This is a genomic window from Streptomyces sp. NPDC046909 (genome assembly GCF_040644695.1).
Lineage (GTDB): Bacteria > Actinomycetota > Actinomycetes > Streptomycetales > Streptomycetaceae > Streptomyces.
Genome location: NZ_JBEYXC010000001.1, coordinates 485555 through 500175 on the forward strand (window position 1 = coordinate 485555; position 14621 = coordinate 500175).

General features: G+C 70.8%; 12 protein-coding genes and 1 pseudogene. 10 read left to right on the forward strand and 3 right to left on the reverse strand.

Translation table 11 applies throughout. From position 1 onward, the window contains the following. Positions 1–44 precede the first annotated feature (44 nt). From ABZ928_RS01975 to ABZ928_RS01985, 3 genes are all read left to right on the forward strand, one after another. Positions 45–1358, forward strand: coding sequence for a copper amine oxidase (locus ABZ928_RS01975; RefSeq protein WP_361514501.1), 1314 nt, complete (start codon positions 45–47; stop codon positions 1356–1358). Between the two features lie 115 nt (positions 1359–1473). Further along, positions 1474–2715, forward strand: a complete 1242-nt coding sequence (locus ABZ928_RS01980; RefSeq protein WP_361514502.1) for an SAV2148 family HEPN domain-containing protein — start codon at positions 1474–1476, stop codon at positions 2713–2715. A 110-nt stretch (positions 2716–2825) separates the two neighbouring features. Continuing rightward, entirely contained in the window at positions 2826–3548 is a 723-nt protein-coding gene (locus ABZ928_RS01985; RefSeq protein WP_361514503.1) for a 3'-5' exonuclease, read from the forward strand. Between the two features lie 18 nt (positions 3549–3566). Here the strand turns inward: ABZ928_RS01985 and ABZ928_RS01990 are convergent, their stop codons facing one another. Continuing rightward, the gene (locus ABZ928_RS01990; RefSeq protein ID WP_361514504.1) at positions 3567–4430 is read right to left on the reverse strand and encodes an aminoglycoside phosphotransferase family protein; all 864 of its coding nucleotides are present in this window, start codon (positions 4428–4430) and stop codon (positions 3567–3569) included. Between the two features lie 189 nt (positions 4431–4619). Here ABZ928_RS01990 and ABZ928_RS01995 point away from each other — a divergent pair, with 189 nt between their 5' ends. The 4 genes and pseudogenes from ABZ928_RS01995 to mgt all read left to right on the forward strand — a co-directional run bounded on the left by ABZ928_RS01995 (position 4620) and on the right by mgt (position 8924). Continuing rightward, a complete protein-coding gene (locus tag ABZ928_RS01995) occupies positions 4620–5555 on the forward strand; it encodes a sugar ABC transporter permease (RefSeq protein ID WP_361514505.1) in 936 nt (311 codons plus the stop codon). Beyond that, positions 5552–6385, forward strand: coding sequence for a carbohydrate ABC transporter permease (locus ABZ928_RS02000; protein WP_361514506.1), 834 nt, complete (start codon positions 5552–5554; stop codon positions 6383–6385). Before ABZ928_RS01995 ends, ABZ928_RS02000 begins: the two co-directional genes overlap by 4 nt. Then, complete coding sequence (locus ABZ928_RS02005) at positions 6385–7671, forward strand: sugar ABC transporter substrate-binding protein (protein WP_361514507.1); 1287 nt, start codon at positions 6385–6387, stop codon at positions 7669–7671. The genes ABZ928_RS02000 and ABZ928_RS02005 overlap by 1 nt, the downstream gene beginning before the upstream one ends. A gap of 10 nt (positions 7672–7681) precedes the next feature. Further along, positions 7682–8924 (forward strand): annotated as a pseudogene (gene mgt / locus ABZ928_RS02010) (macrolide-inactivating glycosyltransferase). Between the two features lie 65 nt (positions 8925–8989). On the opposite strand, the gene ABZ928_RS02015 reads toward mgt, so the two are convergent. Further along, positions 8990–11254 carry an MMPL family transporter gene (locus ABZ928_RS02015; protein ID WP_361514508.1) on the reverse strand — a complete coding sequence of 755 codons (2265 nt, stop codon included), beginning with the start codon at positions 11252–11254 and terminating at the stop codon, positions 8990–8992. Positions 11255–11480: 226 nt separating this feature from the next. On the opposite strand from ABZ928_RS02015, the gene ABZ928_RS02020 reads away from it, so the two are divergent. Continuing rightward, positions 11481–12032, forward strand: coding sequence for a DUF1697 domain-containing protein (locus ABZ928_RS02020; RefSeq protein WP_361514509.1), 552 nt, complete (start codon positions 11481–11483; stop codon positions 12030–12032). Here the strand turns inward: ABZ928_RS02020 and ABZ928_RS02025 are convergent. Then, positions 12001–12846, reverse strand: a complete 846-nt coding sequence (locus ABZ928_RS02025; RefSeq protein ID WP_361514510.1) for a transglutaminase-like domain-containing protein — start codon at positions 12844–12846, stop codon at positions 12001–12003. The two genes, ABZ928_RS02020 and ABZ928_RS02025, sit on opposite strands and share 32 nt — an antisense overlap. Positions 12847–12903: 57 nt before the next feature. Here ABZ928_RS02025 and ABZ928_RS02030 point away from each other — a divergent pair, with 57 nt between their 5' ends. Together ABZ928_RS02030 and ABZ928_RS02035 are read left to right on the forward strand one after the other, a co-directional pair. Continuing rightward, positions 12904–13938 (forward strand): 2-dehydropantoate 2-reductase N-terminal domain-containing protein, encoded by a 1035-nt coding sequence (locus tag ABZ928_RS02030; RefSeq protein WP_361514511.1) that lies wholly within the window; start codon positions 12904–12906, stop codon positions 13936–13938. 49 nt (positions 13939–13987) lie between these two features. After that, a complete protein-coding gene (locus ABZ928_RS02035) occupies positions 13988–14605 on the forward strand; it encodes a DsbA family protein (RefSeq protein WP_361514512.1) in 618 nt (205 codons plus the stop codon). Positions 14606–14621: the final 16 nt, after the last annotated feature.

A 14621-nucleotide genomic window follows, 5' to 3' on the forward strand; every position in this document is an offset into this window, starting at 1 on the left:
TTCCTCTTCCGAACCCGCATCTCCTGCGAGGGAGTCACCTCTTCATGCGCGCCAACAGAATTCGTCATGCCCGCAGCCGGACGGCGGTCCTCGGTCTCGCCGTGGCCGCGCTGGCCGCCGGACTGACGACCGGAGCCGGGCCCGCCGCCGCCCAGCCCAGAACCGCCGCCGCGGCCGCCGCCGACTGCAGCGCCGCCTACCGCATCGAGCAGAAGCTCGCCGGCGGCACCACCTGGCGGATGTGCTGGCGGTACGACGGCATGGCCGGCCTCGTCCTGGACGACATCACCTACCAGCCCAAGGGCGAGCCCAAGCCGATCAAGGTCCTGGACAGCGCCCGCCTCGGCCAGATCCACGTCCCGTACGACGACGGCAAGGCCGAGTACGACGACCTGACGGGCCAGGACTTCGCCAAGGACCTGATGAACCTGGCGCCCGGCGAATGCCCCGGCGGCACCATCAAGACGGTCAAGGTCCCGGACCAGTACCCGGGCATCGACCCGAACGTGAAGGGCCTGTGCACCACCACGCGCGCGCGTGGCCACGCCTACCGCATGCAGGGCGACAGCGCCAACAAGGTCTACCAGGCCCAGGGCAAGGACCTCCTCGTCTACACGGTCAACCAGGTCGGCTGGTACGAGTACATGACTGAGTACCGCTTCCAGGACGACGGCACCATCAACATGAACGTCGGCGCGACCGGCACCCTCTCGCCGATCGACTACGACGCCGGCGACGGCCGCGGCTGGCCCATCGGCAAGGGCGCCAAGGCCCAGGCCACCAGCCACAGCCACAACGTCTTCTGGCGGCTCGACTTCGCCCTCGACGGCTCCACCAAGAACCGCGTCGAGCAGTACGACTCCACGGTCACCCCGCGCGGCAACCAGACCCCGACCACCAAGACCGTCCGCACCAAGGTCACCAAGGAACTCGCGGGCGACGCCAAGACGTACCGCTGGTGGCGGATGGTCAGCGCGACCGGCAAGAACAAGGACGGCCACGCGCGTTCGTACGAGTTCGTGCCCGGCCCCACCACCCGTTACCCGGGCCGGAGTTTCACCAAGCACGACATCTATTTCACTCAGTACGACAAGTGTGAGCTGTTCGCGAGCAACAACCCCAAGTGCGACCGCGCCCACCCCAAGGACGTGGACAAGTGGGTCGGCGGACAGACCCTCACGCACCCCGTCGCCTGGGTCAACGTCGGCTTCCACCACATAGCCAGGGACGAGGACCAGCAGCCGATGCCGGTCCACTGGCAGGGATTCTCCATCGCCCCGCGCGACGTCACCGCTATGAATCCGCTCACTCCGGCGGCGCTGGCCGGGCAGAACGGCAACTACACGGGCGGTAGTTGAGAAACGACCCTGTCCATCCGGCTGCACCGCCGACCGCTCCCGGAGTACCCTTCCTTGATCGTTGGGTGGGGCGAGTCCCCCGGGAGTGCTCGGGGGAGCGGAAGGCGGTGCGCGGGTGGGCTCGGGAGGGCTGGAGTTGCCCCCTGGTGACGAGGGTCACGAGGGGAACTCCGCAGACGTCCCGCCCGGCACGGTGAGCCTGGCACGGCCCATGGACGCCGCCGGTTCCATCGGGCCGGAGCTGGACTGGGACGCCGACGCCTGGCGCGAGGTGCGTACGCGCGCCCAGCGAGCCGGCCGGGCCTACATCTGGCTGAACCTCGTCGAACAGCGGCTGCGCGCGGTCGTGGCCGCCGTTCTGCGTCCCATCTACGAACCCGTCCACGGCGACGACTGGGTCGTCGCCGCCGCCGGACCCGCCGGACAGGAGTGGGTGCAGCGGGCGGTCGCCGTACGCGAAGTGAGCCGCCGCAAGGGCTACTTGCTCGACCCGGCCGACGACAACGTCCTCAGCTTCCTCACGCTGCCGCAGCTGCGCGAGCTGATGGTGCAGCACTGGCCGTGCTTCGAGCCCTACTTCGACGAGCGCCGGGACGTCGAACTCGCCCTGGACGAGCTGGAAGTGACCCGCAACGTCGTCTCCCGCAACCGCGCCCTCTCCGAGGCCGTCCTCGGCCAGGCCGAACGGGCCTCCGCGCGGCTCCTGGAGATACTCGGCGCGGGCGGTGACGTGCCGTCCTCCCGCCGGCTCCCCGTGGACGCGGTCGAGGACCTGGTCGGCGACCGGTACGCGGACGTGGTCGCCGTCCACCCCGACCGGGTGCGGCTGCTGCGCCAGTTCCCCGCCGAGGACATCTTCGGCGGCGCCCGCCGCCTCGACGCCGTCGGCATCGGCCTCAACCTGCTCGTGCAGAACTTCTCCGGCCGCCGGCTGGTGCGCCTCGCCGAGGCCGGCTGCCGGGTGCGGCTGCTGTTCCTGAACCCGGCCTCCAGCGCGGTCAAGCGACGCGAGCGTGAACTCGGCCTCAAGCGCGGTGAGTTGGGCCGTGCCGTGGAGATGAACATTCTGCACATGCGCCGGGTGCGGTCCCGGCTGCGGGACCCGGGCGCCTTCGAGATCCAGGTCTACGACGAGACCCCGCGCTTCACCGCCTACCTGGTGGACGGGGACGGTTCGGACGGAGTGGCCGTCGTGCAGTCGTATCTGCGGCGGTCGCGGGGCATGGAGGCGCCGGTGCTGGTGCTGCGCAACGGGAACAAGGTCGTCAAGCCGGGCGAATTGGACGACAGCGGCCTTTTTCCGACGTACCGCGAGGAGTTCGAGACGTCCTGGGCGGATTCGCGGCCGGTGTCCTGAAAGTCGCACCGAAGAGGCAGGGAAGCGGAACGCGGTCCTCTGATTGTCAGTGGCGCATGGGATCGTGGAGACCACTGGGGGAAAGCACCACCAAGAAGGGGGGCCGCCGCATGGGCTGGCACCAGGAGCTGCTGATCGGCTTCGACCTGGAGACGACCGGGACCGATCCGCGCGAGGCGCGCATCGTCACGGGGGCCGTGATCGAGGTCAGGGCGGGGCAGCCCATAGGGCACCGCGAGTGGCTGGCGGATCCGGGCGTGGAGATCCCGGCCGACGCGGTGGCGGTCCACGGGATCAGCAACGAACGCGCGACCGCCGAGGGCCGCCCGGCCGACGAGGTGGCGGACGCCATCGCCGACGTCCTGACGGCGTACTGGAAGACCGGTGTCCCGGTGGTCGCCTACAACGCGGCCTTCGACCTGACCCTGCTCTCCGCGGAGCTGCGCCGCCACGCCCTGCCCTCCCTCCGGGACCGCCTGGGCGGAGTGGACCCCGCCCCGGTCATCGACCCCTACACGATCGACCGCTCCGTCGACCGCTACCGCCGCGGCAAGCGCAACCTCGAAGCCGTCTGCACGGAGTACGGAGTCCCGCTCGACGCCGCCCACAACGCCTCCGCGGACGCCCTGGCCGCGGCCCGGCTGGCCCACGCGATAGCCGACCGCCACCCCAAGATCGCCGCCCTCGGCCCGGCGGAACTCCACCGCCGCCAGATCGAGTGGTACGCGGACTGGGCGGCGGACTTCCAGAAGTTCCTGCGCGGCAAGGGCGAGAAGGACGCGGTGGTGGACGGCACGTGGCCGCTCAGAGAGCCGGCGGACGAAACGGTCTGAACCGCCGGGCGGGACACCTCAGAACGGATACCACCGCACCGTCTCGTCCCCGTCCCGCAGAGACGCCACCCGGCGCTCGAACTCGGCCAGCGCCTCAGGATTGCTGGGCGCGTGCTGGGCCACCCACGCACAGCTGGCCGTCTCCCGGGCGCCCCGGAGCACCGAGCAGCCCTCCCACTCGCGCACATCCCAGCCGTAGGCCGCGGTGAAGTTGTCGTAGGCCGCCTCGGGCAGCGCGTACCGGTCCCGGGACAGGGCCATCACCACCAGGTCGTGCTCCCGCAGATCCGAGGAGAAGGTCTCCAGGTCGACCAGCACCGGACCCTCGGGCCCGATGTGCACATTGCGGGGGAGGGCGTCGCCGTGGATCGGGCCGGGCGGCAGATGAGGGGTGAGCGCGGCCGCGGCCGCCGCGAAACCGTCCCGACGCGACCGCAGATACGCCGCGTCCGCCGGGTCGATCGCGTCGCCCGCGAGCCGCAGCCAGCGCTCCACACCGCCCAGCAGCTCACGGGGCGGCAACGGGAAGGAGGGGGAAGGAAGGGCGTGCACCACCCGTAGGAGTTCGGCCAAATCCCGCGGCTCGGCGGGCCGCACGGGATCGGGCAGCCGGTGCCACACCGTCACCGGATGGCCCTCGACGAGCCGCGCCTTCGGCTCGGCCGCCCGCACCGCCGGCACATCCGCCTCGGCGAGCCACGCCGCGATGTCCAGCTCCCGCCGTGCCCGGTCGAGGAGCTCGGCGTCCCGGCCCACCTTGACGACCAGATCACCGGCGGCGAACACCGCGTTCTCGCCGAGCGCGAGCAGCCGCGCCCCGGCGGCCGGCCCCGGCAGCACCTCCGCCGCGGCCAGTACGTCCCGCGCCCGTGCCTCGTCCATCGTCCGCCTCCGTGTCCTGTGCGTGCGTGTGTGCGTCGAGCTTGCGTCGAGTTCGCGCCAACCCTCGCCAGTCTCGCATTCGCACAGGTCGGAGGGTGTGCGCGGTGCCTTGACGGCGCATACGCCCTTCACGACCATGACGGAGGCCTGCCCAGGTGATCCCGTCACCAGCGCAAAGGAGCCGATCACGTGACATCGCTGACCGCGACGAAGCGGTCGACGCAGCGCGCGAGAGGGGAACCCGGGGGACGGCGGACGGTCGACCGCGGCGCCTGGTTCCTGGTGCTGCCCGCGCTGATCCCGATCCTCGTGCTGAGCGTCGGCCCGCTGCTGTACGGCATCCTGCTGGCGTTCACCGACGCCCAGTCCGGCCGGACGAGGGCCACGCAGTGGATCGGCACCCTGAACTTCCAGGACCTGCTGCACGACACGCTGTTCTGGGAGTCGTTCCGGATCGGCCTGGTGTGGGCCGTCGGGGTGACCGTGCCACAGTTCCTGCTCGCGCTCGGCCTCGCCCTGCTGCTCAACCAGGACCTCAGACTGCGCTGGCTGGCCCGCGCCCTGGCGATCGTCCCGTGGGCCATGCCCGAGGTGGTCGTCGGAGTGATGTGGCGGCTCGTCTACAACGCGGACGCCGGGGTCCTCAACGAGACCCTGAGCGACCTCGGCCTCGGTGACGGCCACGACTGGCTCTCGGGACTGTCCACCGCCCTGCCCGCCGTCATCGTCGTCGGCGTCTGGGCGGGCATGCCGCAGACCACGGTCGCCCTGCTCGCCGGCCTCCAGAACACCCCGCGCGAACTCCACGAAGCGGCCGCCATGGACGGCGCGGGAGCCTGGCGCCGCTTCCGCACGGTCACCTGGCCCGCGCTCCGGCCGGTCGCCCTCTCCATCACCGCGCTCAACTTCATCTGGAACTTCAACTCCTTCGCCCTGGTCTACGTCCTGACCAGCGGCGGACCGGGCGGCCGCACCCGGCTGCCCATGCTGTTCGCCTACGAAGAGGCCTTCCGCTACGGGCAGTTCGGATACGCGGCGGCGATGGGCTGCGTGATGGTCGCGGTGATCTCCGTCCTCCTCGCCGTCTTCCTGGCGGGCCGGCTCAAGGGCGGTGACGAGACATGAGGACCAGCGCCACGGGCCGCGCCGGACAGTACGCCGCCCTGCTCGGGTATCTCGTCTTCCTCGCCTTCCCGTTCCTGTGGCTGATCTCCACCGCCTTCAAGTCGCCCCGGGAACTGGGCAGTCTGCACCCCACCTGGATCCCCGAGGACCCCACCCTCGACAACTTCCGCCAGGCCTTCGACGAACAGCCGCTGCTGCGCGCCGCGGGCAACTCCCTGCTCGCCGCGCTCGGCGCCGCCCTGATCGCCGTACTGATCGCGACCCCGCTGGCCTACGTCATGGCCCGGCGCCGCACGCTGCTCGCGCGGGCGGCGACCGGCTGGGTGGTGGTCAGCCAGGCCTTCCCGCTGGTGCTGGTGATCATCCCGCTGTTCCTGGTGCTGAAGAACCTGCGGCTGATCAACTCACTGTTCGGGCTGGTGCTGGTGTACGTGGTGTGGGCGCTGCCGTTCGCGCTGTGGATGCTCGTGGGATACGTCCGGGCGGTGCCCGTCGAACTGGAGGAGGCGGCGGCCGTCGACGGGGCCGGGCGGCTCAGGACCCTGGTGTCGGTGACCGCGCCGCTGCTGGCGCCGGGGATCGTGGCGACGGCCCTGTTCGCGTTCATCACCGCGTGGAACGAGTTCTTCTTCGCGCTGGTCCTGCTGAAGACCCCGGAGAAACAGACCCTGCCGGTCGTCCTCACCCACTTCATCGGCGCGGAGGGCGTCGCCGACCTGGGTCCCCTCGCGGCGGCCGCGTTCCTCGCGACCCTGCCCTCACTGATCGTCTTCGCGATCATCCAGCGGCGGATCACCAGCGGCATGCTGGCCGGGGCGGTGAAGAGCTGATGCGGACGAAATGCTTCATCGGCCTGGCGCTGACCTTGACCTTGCTGCTCACCGGCTGCACCGGCGACGACTCCGGCTCCGACGACGGCAAGATCACCCTCCGCTTCCAGTCCCTGGCCTGGCAGGAGGAGTCCGTCGCGGCGAACAAGCAGCTGGTGAAGGAGTGGAACGCGACCCACCCGGACGTCGAGGTCGAGTACGTGCAGGGCAGTTGGGACAGCGTCCACGACCAGCTCCTCACCTCCTTCGAGGGCGGCGAGGCCCCGGACATCATCCACGACGCCTCCGACGACCTCGCCGACTTCGCGTACGGCGGCTACCTCGCCGATCTGACCGACCTGCTGCCCGCCCGCCTCAAGTCCGATATCCCGCAGCGCAGTTGGGAGACGACGACCTTCGGCGACGGGATCTACGGCGTGCCCTTCCTCCAGGAACCGCGGGTCCTCATCGCCAACGCCAAGTGGCTGAAGGAGTCCGGCGTACGGATCCCGACGCCCGACGACCCCTGGACCTGGGACGAGTTCCGGCGGATCACCGAACAGCTCAGCGGCGACGGCAAGTACGGCGTCGCCTGGCCCCTCAAGGAACCCGTATCGGCCACGCTCAACCTCTCCCTCTCGGCGGGCGGACAGCTCTTCCACCGGGGTGCCGACGGCAAGGTGACGATCCGGTTCGAGGCGGGCGACGAGGTCGTGCCGCGCACCGTCCACGACCAGGCGAACACCGACCACAGCGCCTCGCCCACCACCCTCGGCAGCGGCGGCTCGGACACCCTGCCCGGTTTCTTCGGCGGCAAGTACGCGATGGTCCCGCTCGGCTTCTCCTACCGTCAGCAGATCGTGCAGCAGGCGCCGAAGGGCTTCGACTGGCAGGTGCTGCCCGCCCCGGCCGGCGCCGACGGACTCAGACAGGGCGTCAGCCCGCAGACCCTCTCCGTCGCCGAGGACAGCCCCCACAAGAAGGAGGCCGTCGAGTTCGTCGACTTCCTGCTCCAGCCGAGGAACATGGTCCGGCTCGCGCTCGGCGACTGGATGCTGCCCACCGGCACCGAGGCCCTCAAGGACCCGGCCCTGCGCACGACCGACGACGACTGGGCCACCGGCACCGCCCTCGCCGCCCACCTGCGCTCGGCCCCCGCCCAGTCCGTCCGCGGCTACCCCGAGTGGAAGGACAAGGTCGCCACGCCCGCGTTCCAGGAGTACTACAGCGGGGCGATCGGACTCGACGAGCTGCGCGAGCGGCTGGAGAAGGACGGCAACCTGGTGCTCGCCCGCTACCAGCGCTGAGGCCACACCAATTCATTTGCACGAGACGTCTCGTCTCGCCTACCGTCGACGCCATGACCACCCCCGCACACATCGCCATGTTCTCCATCGCCGCCCACGGGCACGTGAACCCGAGTCTGGAAGTGATCCGGGAACTCGTCGCACGCGGCCACCGGGTCACGTACGCCATCCCGCCGGTGTTCGCGGAGAAGGTCGCCGAGACCGGTGCCGAGCCCAAGCTCTGGAACTCCACGCTGCCCGGCCCCGGCGCCGACCCGGAGGCGTGGGGCAGCACGCTGCTGGACAACGTGGAGCCGTTCCTGGCCGACGCGATCCAGGCGCTGCCGCAGCTGATCGAGGCGTACGACGGGGACGAGCCGGACCTCGTCCTGCACGACATCACCTCCTACCCGGCCCGCGTCCTGGCCCACCGCTGGGGCGTGCCCGCCGTCTCGCTCTCGCCGAACCTCGTCGCCTGGGAGGGCTATGAGACGGAGGTCGCCGAGCCGATGTGGGCGGAGCCGAAGAAGACCGAGCGGGGACAGGCGTACTACGCCCGGTTCCACGCCTGGCTGGAGGAGAACGGGATCACCCTGCACCCCGACGACTTCGCCGGCCGGCCCGCGCGTTCCGTCGTCCTGATCCCCAGGGCGCTCCAGCCCAACGCCGACCGCGTGGACGAGACGACGTACAGCTTCGTCGGTGCCTGTCAGGGCGACCGGAGCGCGGAGGGGGACTGGCGGCGGCCGGAGGGGGCCGAGAAGGTCGTGCTGGTGTCGCTCGGGTCGTCCTTCACCAAGCAGCCCGGCTTCTACCGGGAGTGTCTGAAGGCCTTCGGGGAGCTGCCGGGCTGGCATCTGGTGCTCCAGATCGGCGGGAGCGTGGACCCGGCCGAGCTGGGGGACATCCCGGCGAACGTCGAAGTGAGTTCCTGGGTACCGCAGTTGGCGGTCCTGCGGCAGGCCGACCTGTTCGTCACCCACGCCGGCGCCGGCGGCAGTCAGGAGGGGCTGGCCACGGCCACGCCGATGATCGCCGTACCGCAGGCCGTGGACCAGTTCGGGAACGCCGACATGCTCCAGGCGCTCGGGGTGGCCCGGCAGGTTCCCACGGAGGAGGCCACGGCCGAGACCCTGCGCTCCCTCGCCCTCGCCCTCGTGGACGACCCCGAGGTCGCCCGGCGGCTGAAGAGCCTCCAGGCCGAGATGGCCGAAGAAGGCGGTACGAAGCGGGCCGCCGACCTCATCGAGGCCGAACTGCCCGCCACCGCGTGAGCAAAAGAAAGCAGGGCCCGTTGGCTCCCCTGTGGCCAACGGGCCCTGCGGTTCATGCGGCGGGATCAGACGGGTACGCGCTCACCCTCGTCGTCCCGCGAGGACCGCACCACGGCCTCCGGGGCCTCGTCGTGGGTGAGGTCCGGCAGCCGGTTCAGCCACTTCGGCAGGTACCAGTTGCGCTCGCCCAGCAGCGCCATGACCGCCGGGAGCAGCACGCCCCGGATGATCGTCGCGTCGATGAGGACCGCGGCCGCGAGGCCCACGCCCATCTGCTTCATGGACTGCATGGACAGCGTGCCGAAGATCGCGAACACGGCGACCATGATGACCGCGGCGCTGGTGACGACACCGGCGGTGGTGACCACCCCGTGCTGGATCGCGTCCTTCGTCGACCGGCCCCGCAGCCGTGCCTCGCGGATCCGGGAGACCACGAACACGTGGTAGTCCATCGACAGGCCGAACAGGATCACGAAGAGGAACAGCGGCAGCCAGCTGATGATCGCGCCGACGCCCTCCGCGCCCACCAGGGACGCGCCCCAGCCGTGCTGGAAGACGGCGACGAGGATGCCGTAGGCCGCGCCCACCGACAGCAGGTTCAGCACGATCGAGGTGACCGCGATGGTCAGTGAGCGGAAGGACAGCAGCATCAGCAGGAAGGCGAAGACCACGACGAAGGCGAAGACCGGGACGACCGCGCCGGTCAGCTGGTCGTTGAAGTCCTTGGAGCCCGCCACCTGACCGGTGATCGGGGCCTCGACGCCGTCCACCTTGCCGAGGGTGGCGGGCCGTACCTCGTCGCGCAGCTTGTCCAGGCTCTCGCCCGCCTTGTCGAGGTCGGAGCCGCCGACCAGCGGGACGTACACGAAGGCGAGGTTCTGCGCGTCGTGCAGCTTGATCTCCACCGGGCCGCGCGAGGCACCGGAGGCGATCGCCTCCTGCTTGAAGGCGGCCAGCGCGTTGGTGACCTCGGGGGCGTTGATGTCGTCGGCCTTGACGATCACCTCGGCGGGCTCGGAGCCGCCGGGGAAGGCCTCGTTGACCCGGTCGTAGGTCTGCACGATCGGCAGCGAGTCCCCGAACTCCTGGTCCAGCGTGAGGTTCTGCGTCTTCATGCCGACCGCGGGTGCCGCGATGGCGAGCAGGACGCCGGCCGCGACGACCACCGAGACCATGGGCCGCTTGAGGACGCCGCCCAGGACGGCGGTCCAGAACCGGCTCTCCGGGTTGCGGCGGCCGCGGTTGCGGCGCAGCCGGCTCTCCGGGTGCAGGAAGGGGATCTTGCCCTTCTCGACGCGGTGGCCGAGGAGCGACAGCACCGCCGGGAGCACGGTGATCGAGCCGACCATGGCGACCGCCACGACGATCAGCGAGGCCAGGCCCATCGCCTCGAAGTCGGCGATGCCGGTGAAGAGCATGCCGGCCATCGCCACGCACACCGTGACACCGGAGACGATGATCGCGCGGCCACTGGTGGCGGCGGCGATCCTGAGCGCGGTCTGGGCGTCCCGGCCGGCCTCGCGCTCCTCGCGCTCACGGCGCAGATAGAACAGGCAGTAGTCGACGCCGACGGCCAGACCGACAAGGAGCATCACCGAGTTGGCGACATCGCCCATCGGCATGACATGGCTGACGATGCCCATCAGGCCCATCGTCGCCATGATCGCGGTGATCGCCAGCAGCACCGGCACCAGGGCCGCCACCAGCGCGCCGAAGGCCACGAGGAGAATGCCGAGGGCCACGGGCAGCGCCGAGTACTCGGCCTTCTGGAAGTCGTCGCCGAACGCGTCGTCGAACGTCTTCTGCATGCTCGCGCTGCCGATCTCCTCTATTCGTACCGAGGAGTGGTCCTCCTGGACCTCGGCGACCGCGTCCAGCACCGGCTCGACCCGCTCGGCCGCGGTCTCCGCGTCACCGCGCATGTCGAACTGGACCAGCGCGCTGCGGCCGTCCTTCGAGATCGTGTCGGTGGTGTACGGCGACTGGACGTCCGTGACCTTCCCGGTCGCGTCGACGGCCTTGACGACCGCGTCCACGGCGGCCCGGAACTCGGCGTCCGTCGCCTTCAGACCGCCGTCCTTCGCCTGCACGAGGACCGTCTCACCGGCCGGTTCCTCGATGTCGGCGTCCTTGATGATCGTCGCGGCGGTGTGCGTCTCGCCCTTCAGGCCCTCGCTCTCGTCGACGTCGACCCGGCCCGCCGCCGAACCGAGTCCCATCGCCAGGACCACGAACAGCACCCAGATGCCGACCGCCGCCCAGCGATGCCGGGCGCTCCAGCCGCCGGCCCGGGCCGCGAGGCCCCGCACGCGTGTTTCTCCGTTCCCCATGACGGGCTTGCCCCCTTGAGTGGGGTGACGGCCCCCTGCCGCCACCGGTCGATGACGACCCCCTGCCGCCACCGTTCGATTCGAAGGTATGGGCCGGATAAAGCCATCTCGTCGTGCTGCCCGGTGAAGTGCGGGTCGGCCGCTCCTTCTCTCGGACCAGCGCGATCTCCCCACTGGGGTGGAGTGTGCCCCCTACAACTACACACGGTCGTCCTATGGTGAGCGCATGACGACGACGTATGCGGCGCTGCTGCGCGGGATCAACGTGGGCGGCGCGAAGAAGGTCCCGATGGCCGAGCTGCGCACGCTGATGGAAGGCCTGGGGTACGGCGGCGTACGGACGTACCTCCAGAGCGGCCAGGCCGTGTTCGACAGCGGCCACGGCGACGAGGAGTCCCTCGCCGCCGAGCTGACGGCCGCGATCGAGAAGGGCTTCGGCTTCTCCGTGGACGTGATCGTCCGCGACCACGCCTACCTCGCCGCGATCGCCGACAACTGCCCCTACCCGGCGGCGGAGTTGGAGGCCAAGCAGCTCCACGTCACCTACTTCTCCGCCCCCGTCGACGCGGACCGCTTCGCCGCCATCGACCAACCAGCCTTCCTGCCCGAGGAGTTCACGCTGGGCGACCGCGCCCTGTACCTCTACGCCCCGAACGGCCTGGGCCGCTCCAAGCTCGCCGAACAGCTCGCCAAGCCGCGCGTCAACAAGGGGCTGATCGCCACCACCCGCAACTGGAACACCGTCGTCAAGCTGGTGGAGCTGACCGGCGCAGCGTGACCTGTCGTACGCCGGTGTAGGTGGTGTACGAGGTGATGGTGTCCGGCACGGCCGCCAACGCGTCGGGCACCTCACCCGCGGCGACCGCGTCCATCAGGGCCAGGTCGTCGGCGGTGAGACTCGCGTCGTCCATGATCTGCCGGGGTCCCCAGCCGTCCCAGGGGAGGGGCTCGACTCCGTTCAGGGCCGCCAGATCCTGGAGGAGCCGGGCCCGCACGAACCACAGCCCCCGCAACGTGTCGACGCTCGAGAAACCGAACGTCGAGGGATCGGCCGTCCCGCTCCGGCACGCCCGCCACGCGTCCGCCGCGAGCAGGAAGCGGTCGCGCGGTATGTCGAGCGGGTCGAAGTCGAGTGCGTACGACGCGTGCAGGACCTGTGGGTCGACGAGCCGCCAACTCCCGTCCGGGAGACGGTACTCGGTGACCCAGTGGTCCTCGTGGAAGCCCTCGACGAAGTAGCCGGCGAAGCCGCCGCGGATCCGCGAGGGCGTCCCCGTCGCCCGCAACAGGGAGCACAGCAGCAGCGAGAAGTCCCGGCAGGTGCCGACGAATCGCTCCTCCGGCGCCCGCGCCTCCGTGAGCGGTGCGTCCCGGCGCTCTCGCAGGATCCGCAGGATCTCGGTGACGTACCGCGACTCGGCGTCCTCGTGCAGCCGTTCCTCCGGTACGGCGTACCCGAAGCGTCCGCCCTCCAGCCGATGGATGATCAGATCCCGTACGAGGTGGGCGAGTTCGCCCGGATCGCGGGGCAGGCCGGTGACGTCCAGGTCGCCGGGGTCGCTGAACACGGTCTGCGTCAGGTAGCTGTCCATGGACGCCGACCCTCGGCCTTTACCCAAGGGCAAGGTCAAGCGTGCGAGGCTCGTCCCATGCGCTACATCATCATCGGAGCAGGAGCGGTCGGCGGCACGATCGGCGGGCGGCTCGCGGGGGCGGGACACGAGGTCGTCCTGGTCGCGCGCGGCACGCACCGGGCCGCGCTGGAGGACGGAGGGCTGCGGCTCCTGGTGCCGGAGGGCGAGCTGACGTACCGGCTGCCGGTCGTCGACGGACCCGCCGGGCTCGGCGAACTGCGGCCCGACGACGTACTGATCCTCGCCGTGAAGACCCAGGACACGCAGGGCGCCCTCGACGCCTGGGGCCCCGCGCCGGTCGAGGGCGGGGGCACCGCGGGCGAACGGCTGCCGCTGCTGTGCGCGCAGAACGGTGTCGAGGGGCAGCGGCTCGCCCTGCGCGCCTTCCGGCGGGTGTACGGGGTCTGCGTGTGGCTGCCGGCGACCTTCGTGGAACCCGGCGTCGTCAGCGCCGCGGGCACCCCGCTCACCGGGATGCTGCACCTCGGCCGCTTTCCGCACGGCACCGACGAGACGCTGCGCCGGATCGCCGCCGACCTGGAGAAGTCGAGGTTCGAGGCACCGGTCGTCGCGGACGTGACGCGCTGGCAGTACGCGAAACTGCTGACCAATCTCGGCAACGCCCTCCAGGCGCTGTGCGGGCTCGACGAGAGCGGGGCCGACCGCGCCGCCCTGCGCGACCGGGTGTGGGCCGAGGCCGCGGCCGTGCTCGACGTGGCCGGGATCGCCTACGCGAGCGTCGAGGAGCAGCGGGCGGTACGCGGCGACAAGATCACCCTCGTCCCGCTCGACGGCGCCCCGCGCGGCGGCGGCTCCTCCTGGCAGTCCCTCGCCCGGGGCACCGGCACCATCGAGGCCGACTACCTCAACGGCGAGATCGCCCTCCTCGGCCGCCTCCACGACGTACCGACCCCGCTGAACGACCTGCTCCAGCGGCTCGCCAACACCTTCGCGCGCGAACGCCGGGCGGCCGGGTCGATGCCGCTGGCGGAGCTGGTACGGCTGGCCGACGAAGTGGAGGGAGCGGGCAAAGTGGACCACGGAAAGTGAGGCTGATTGGGCCAGGAATCTGACCCATTTCCTGGCTAGCCTCGACCGCATGACCACCGCCGAACCCACTCGCGTCGACTTCTGGTTCGACCCGGCCTGCCCCTTCGCCTGGATCACCTCCCGCTGGCTGCTGGAGGTCGAGCGGACCCGCCCGCTCGACCTCCGCTTCCACGCCATGAGCCTCTACCTGCACAACCTCGGCAACGAACTCCCCGACTGGTACCGGGACCTGGTCGACCGTTCCATCGGCCCGGTGCGGGTCGCCGTGGCCGCCGCCGAACGGCACGGCGAGAAGGTCCTGCGCGACCTCTACACCGCCTTCGGCACCCGCATCCACGAGCGGAAGGCCGAGGACTTCGACGCCGTCGTCGCCGAGTCCCTCGCCGAACTCGGCCTCCCCGCCGACCTCGCTGCCGCCGCGCACGACCCGGCGTACGACGAGGCCGTACGCCGCAGCCATGAGGCCGGGGCCGAGCCGGACTCGGGCGGCTATGTCGGCACGCCCACGATCCACGTCGACGGCACGGTGTGGTTCGGCCCCGTGTTGCGGGCCATCCCGCGCGGGCAGCGGGCGGCCGAACTCTTCGACGGTTTCCGGGTGTTGGCCACCGAGCCCGACTTCTTCGAACTCAAGCGGACCCGCACCGGGCGCCTGTCGTTCGACTGAACCCGCCCGATACGCC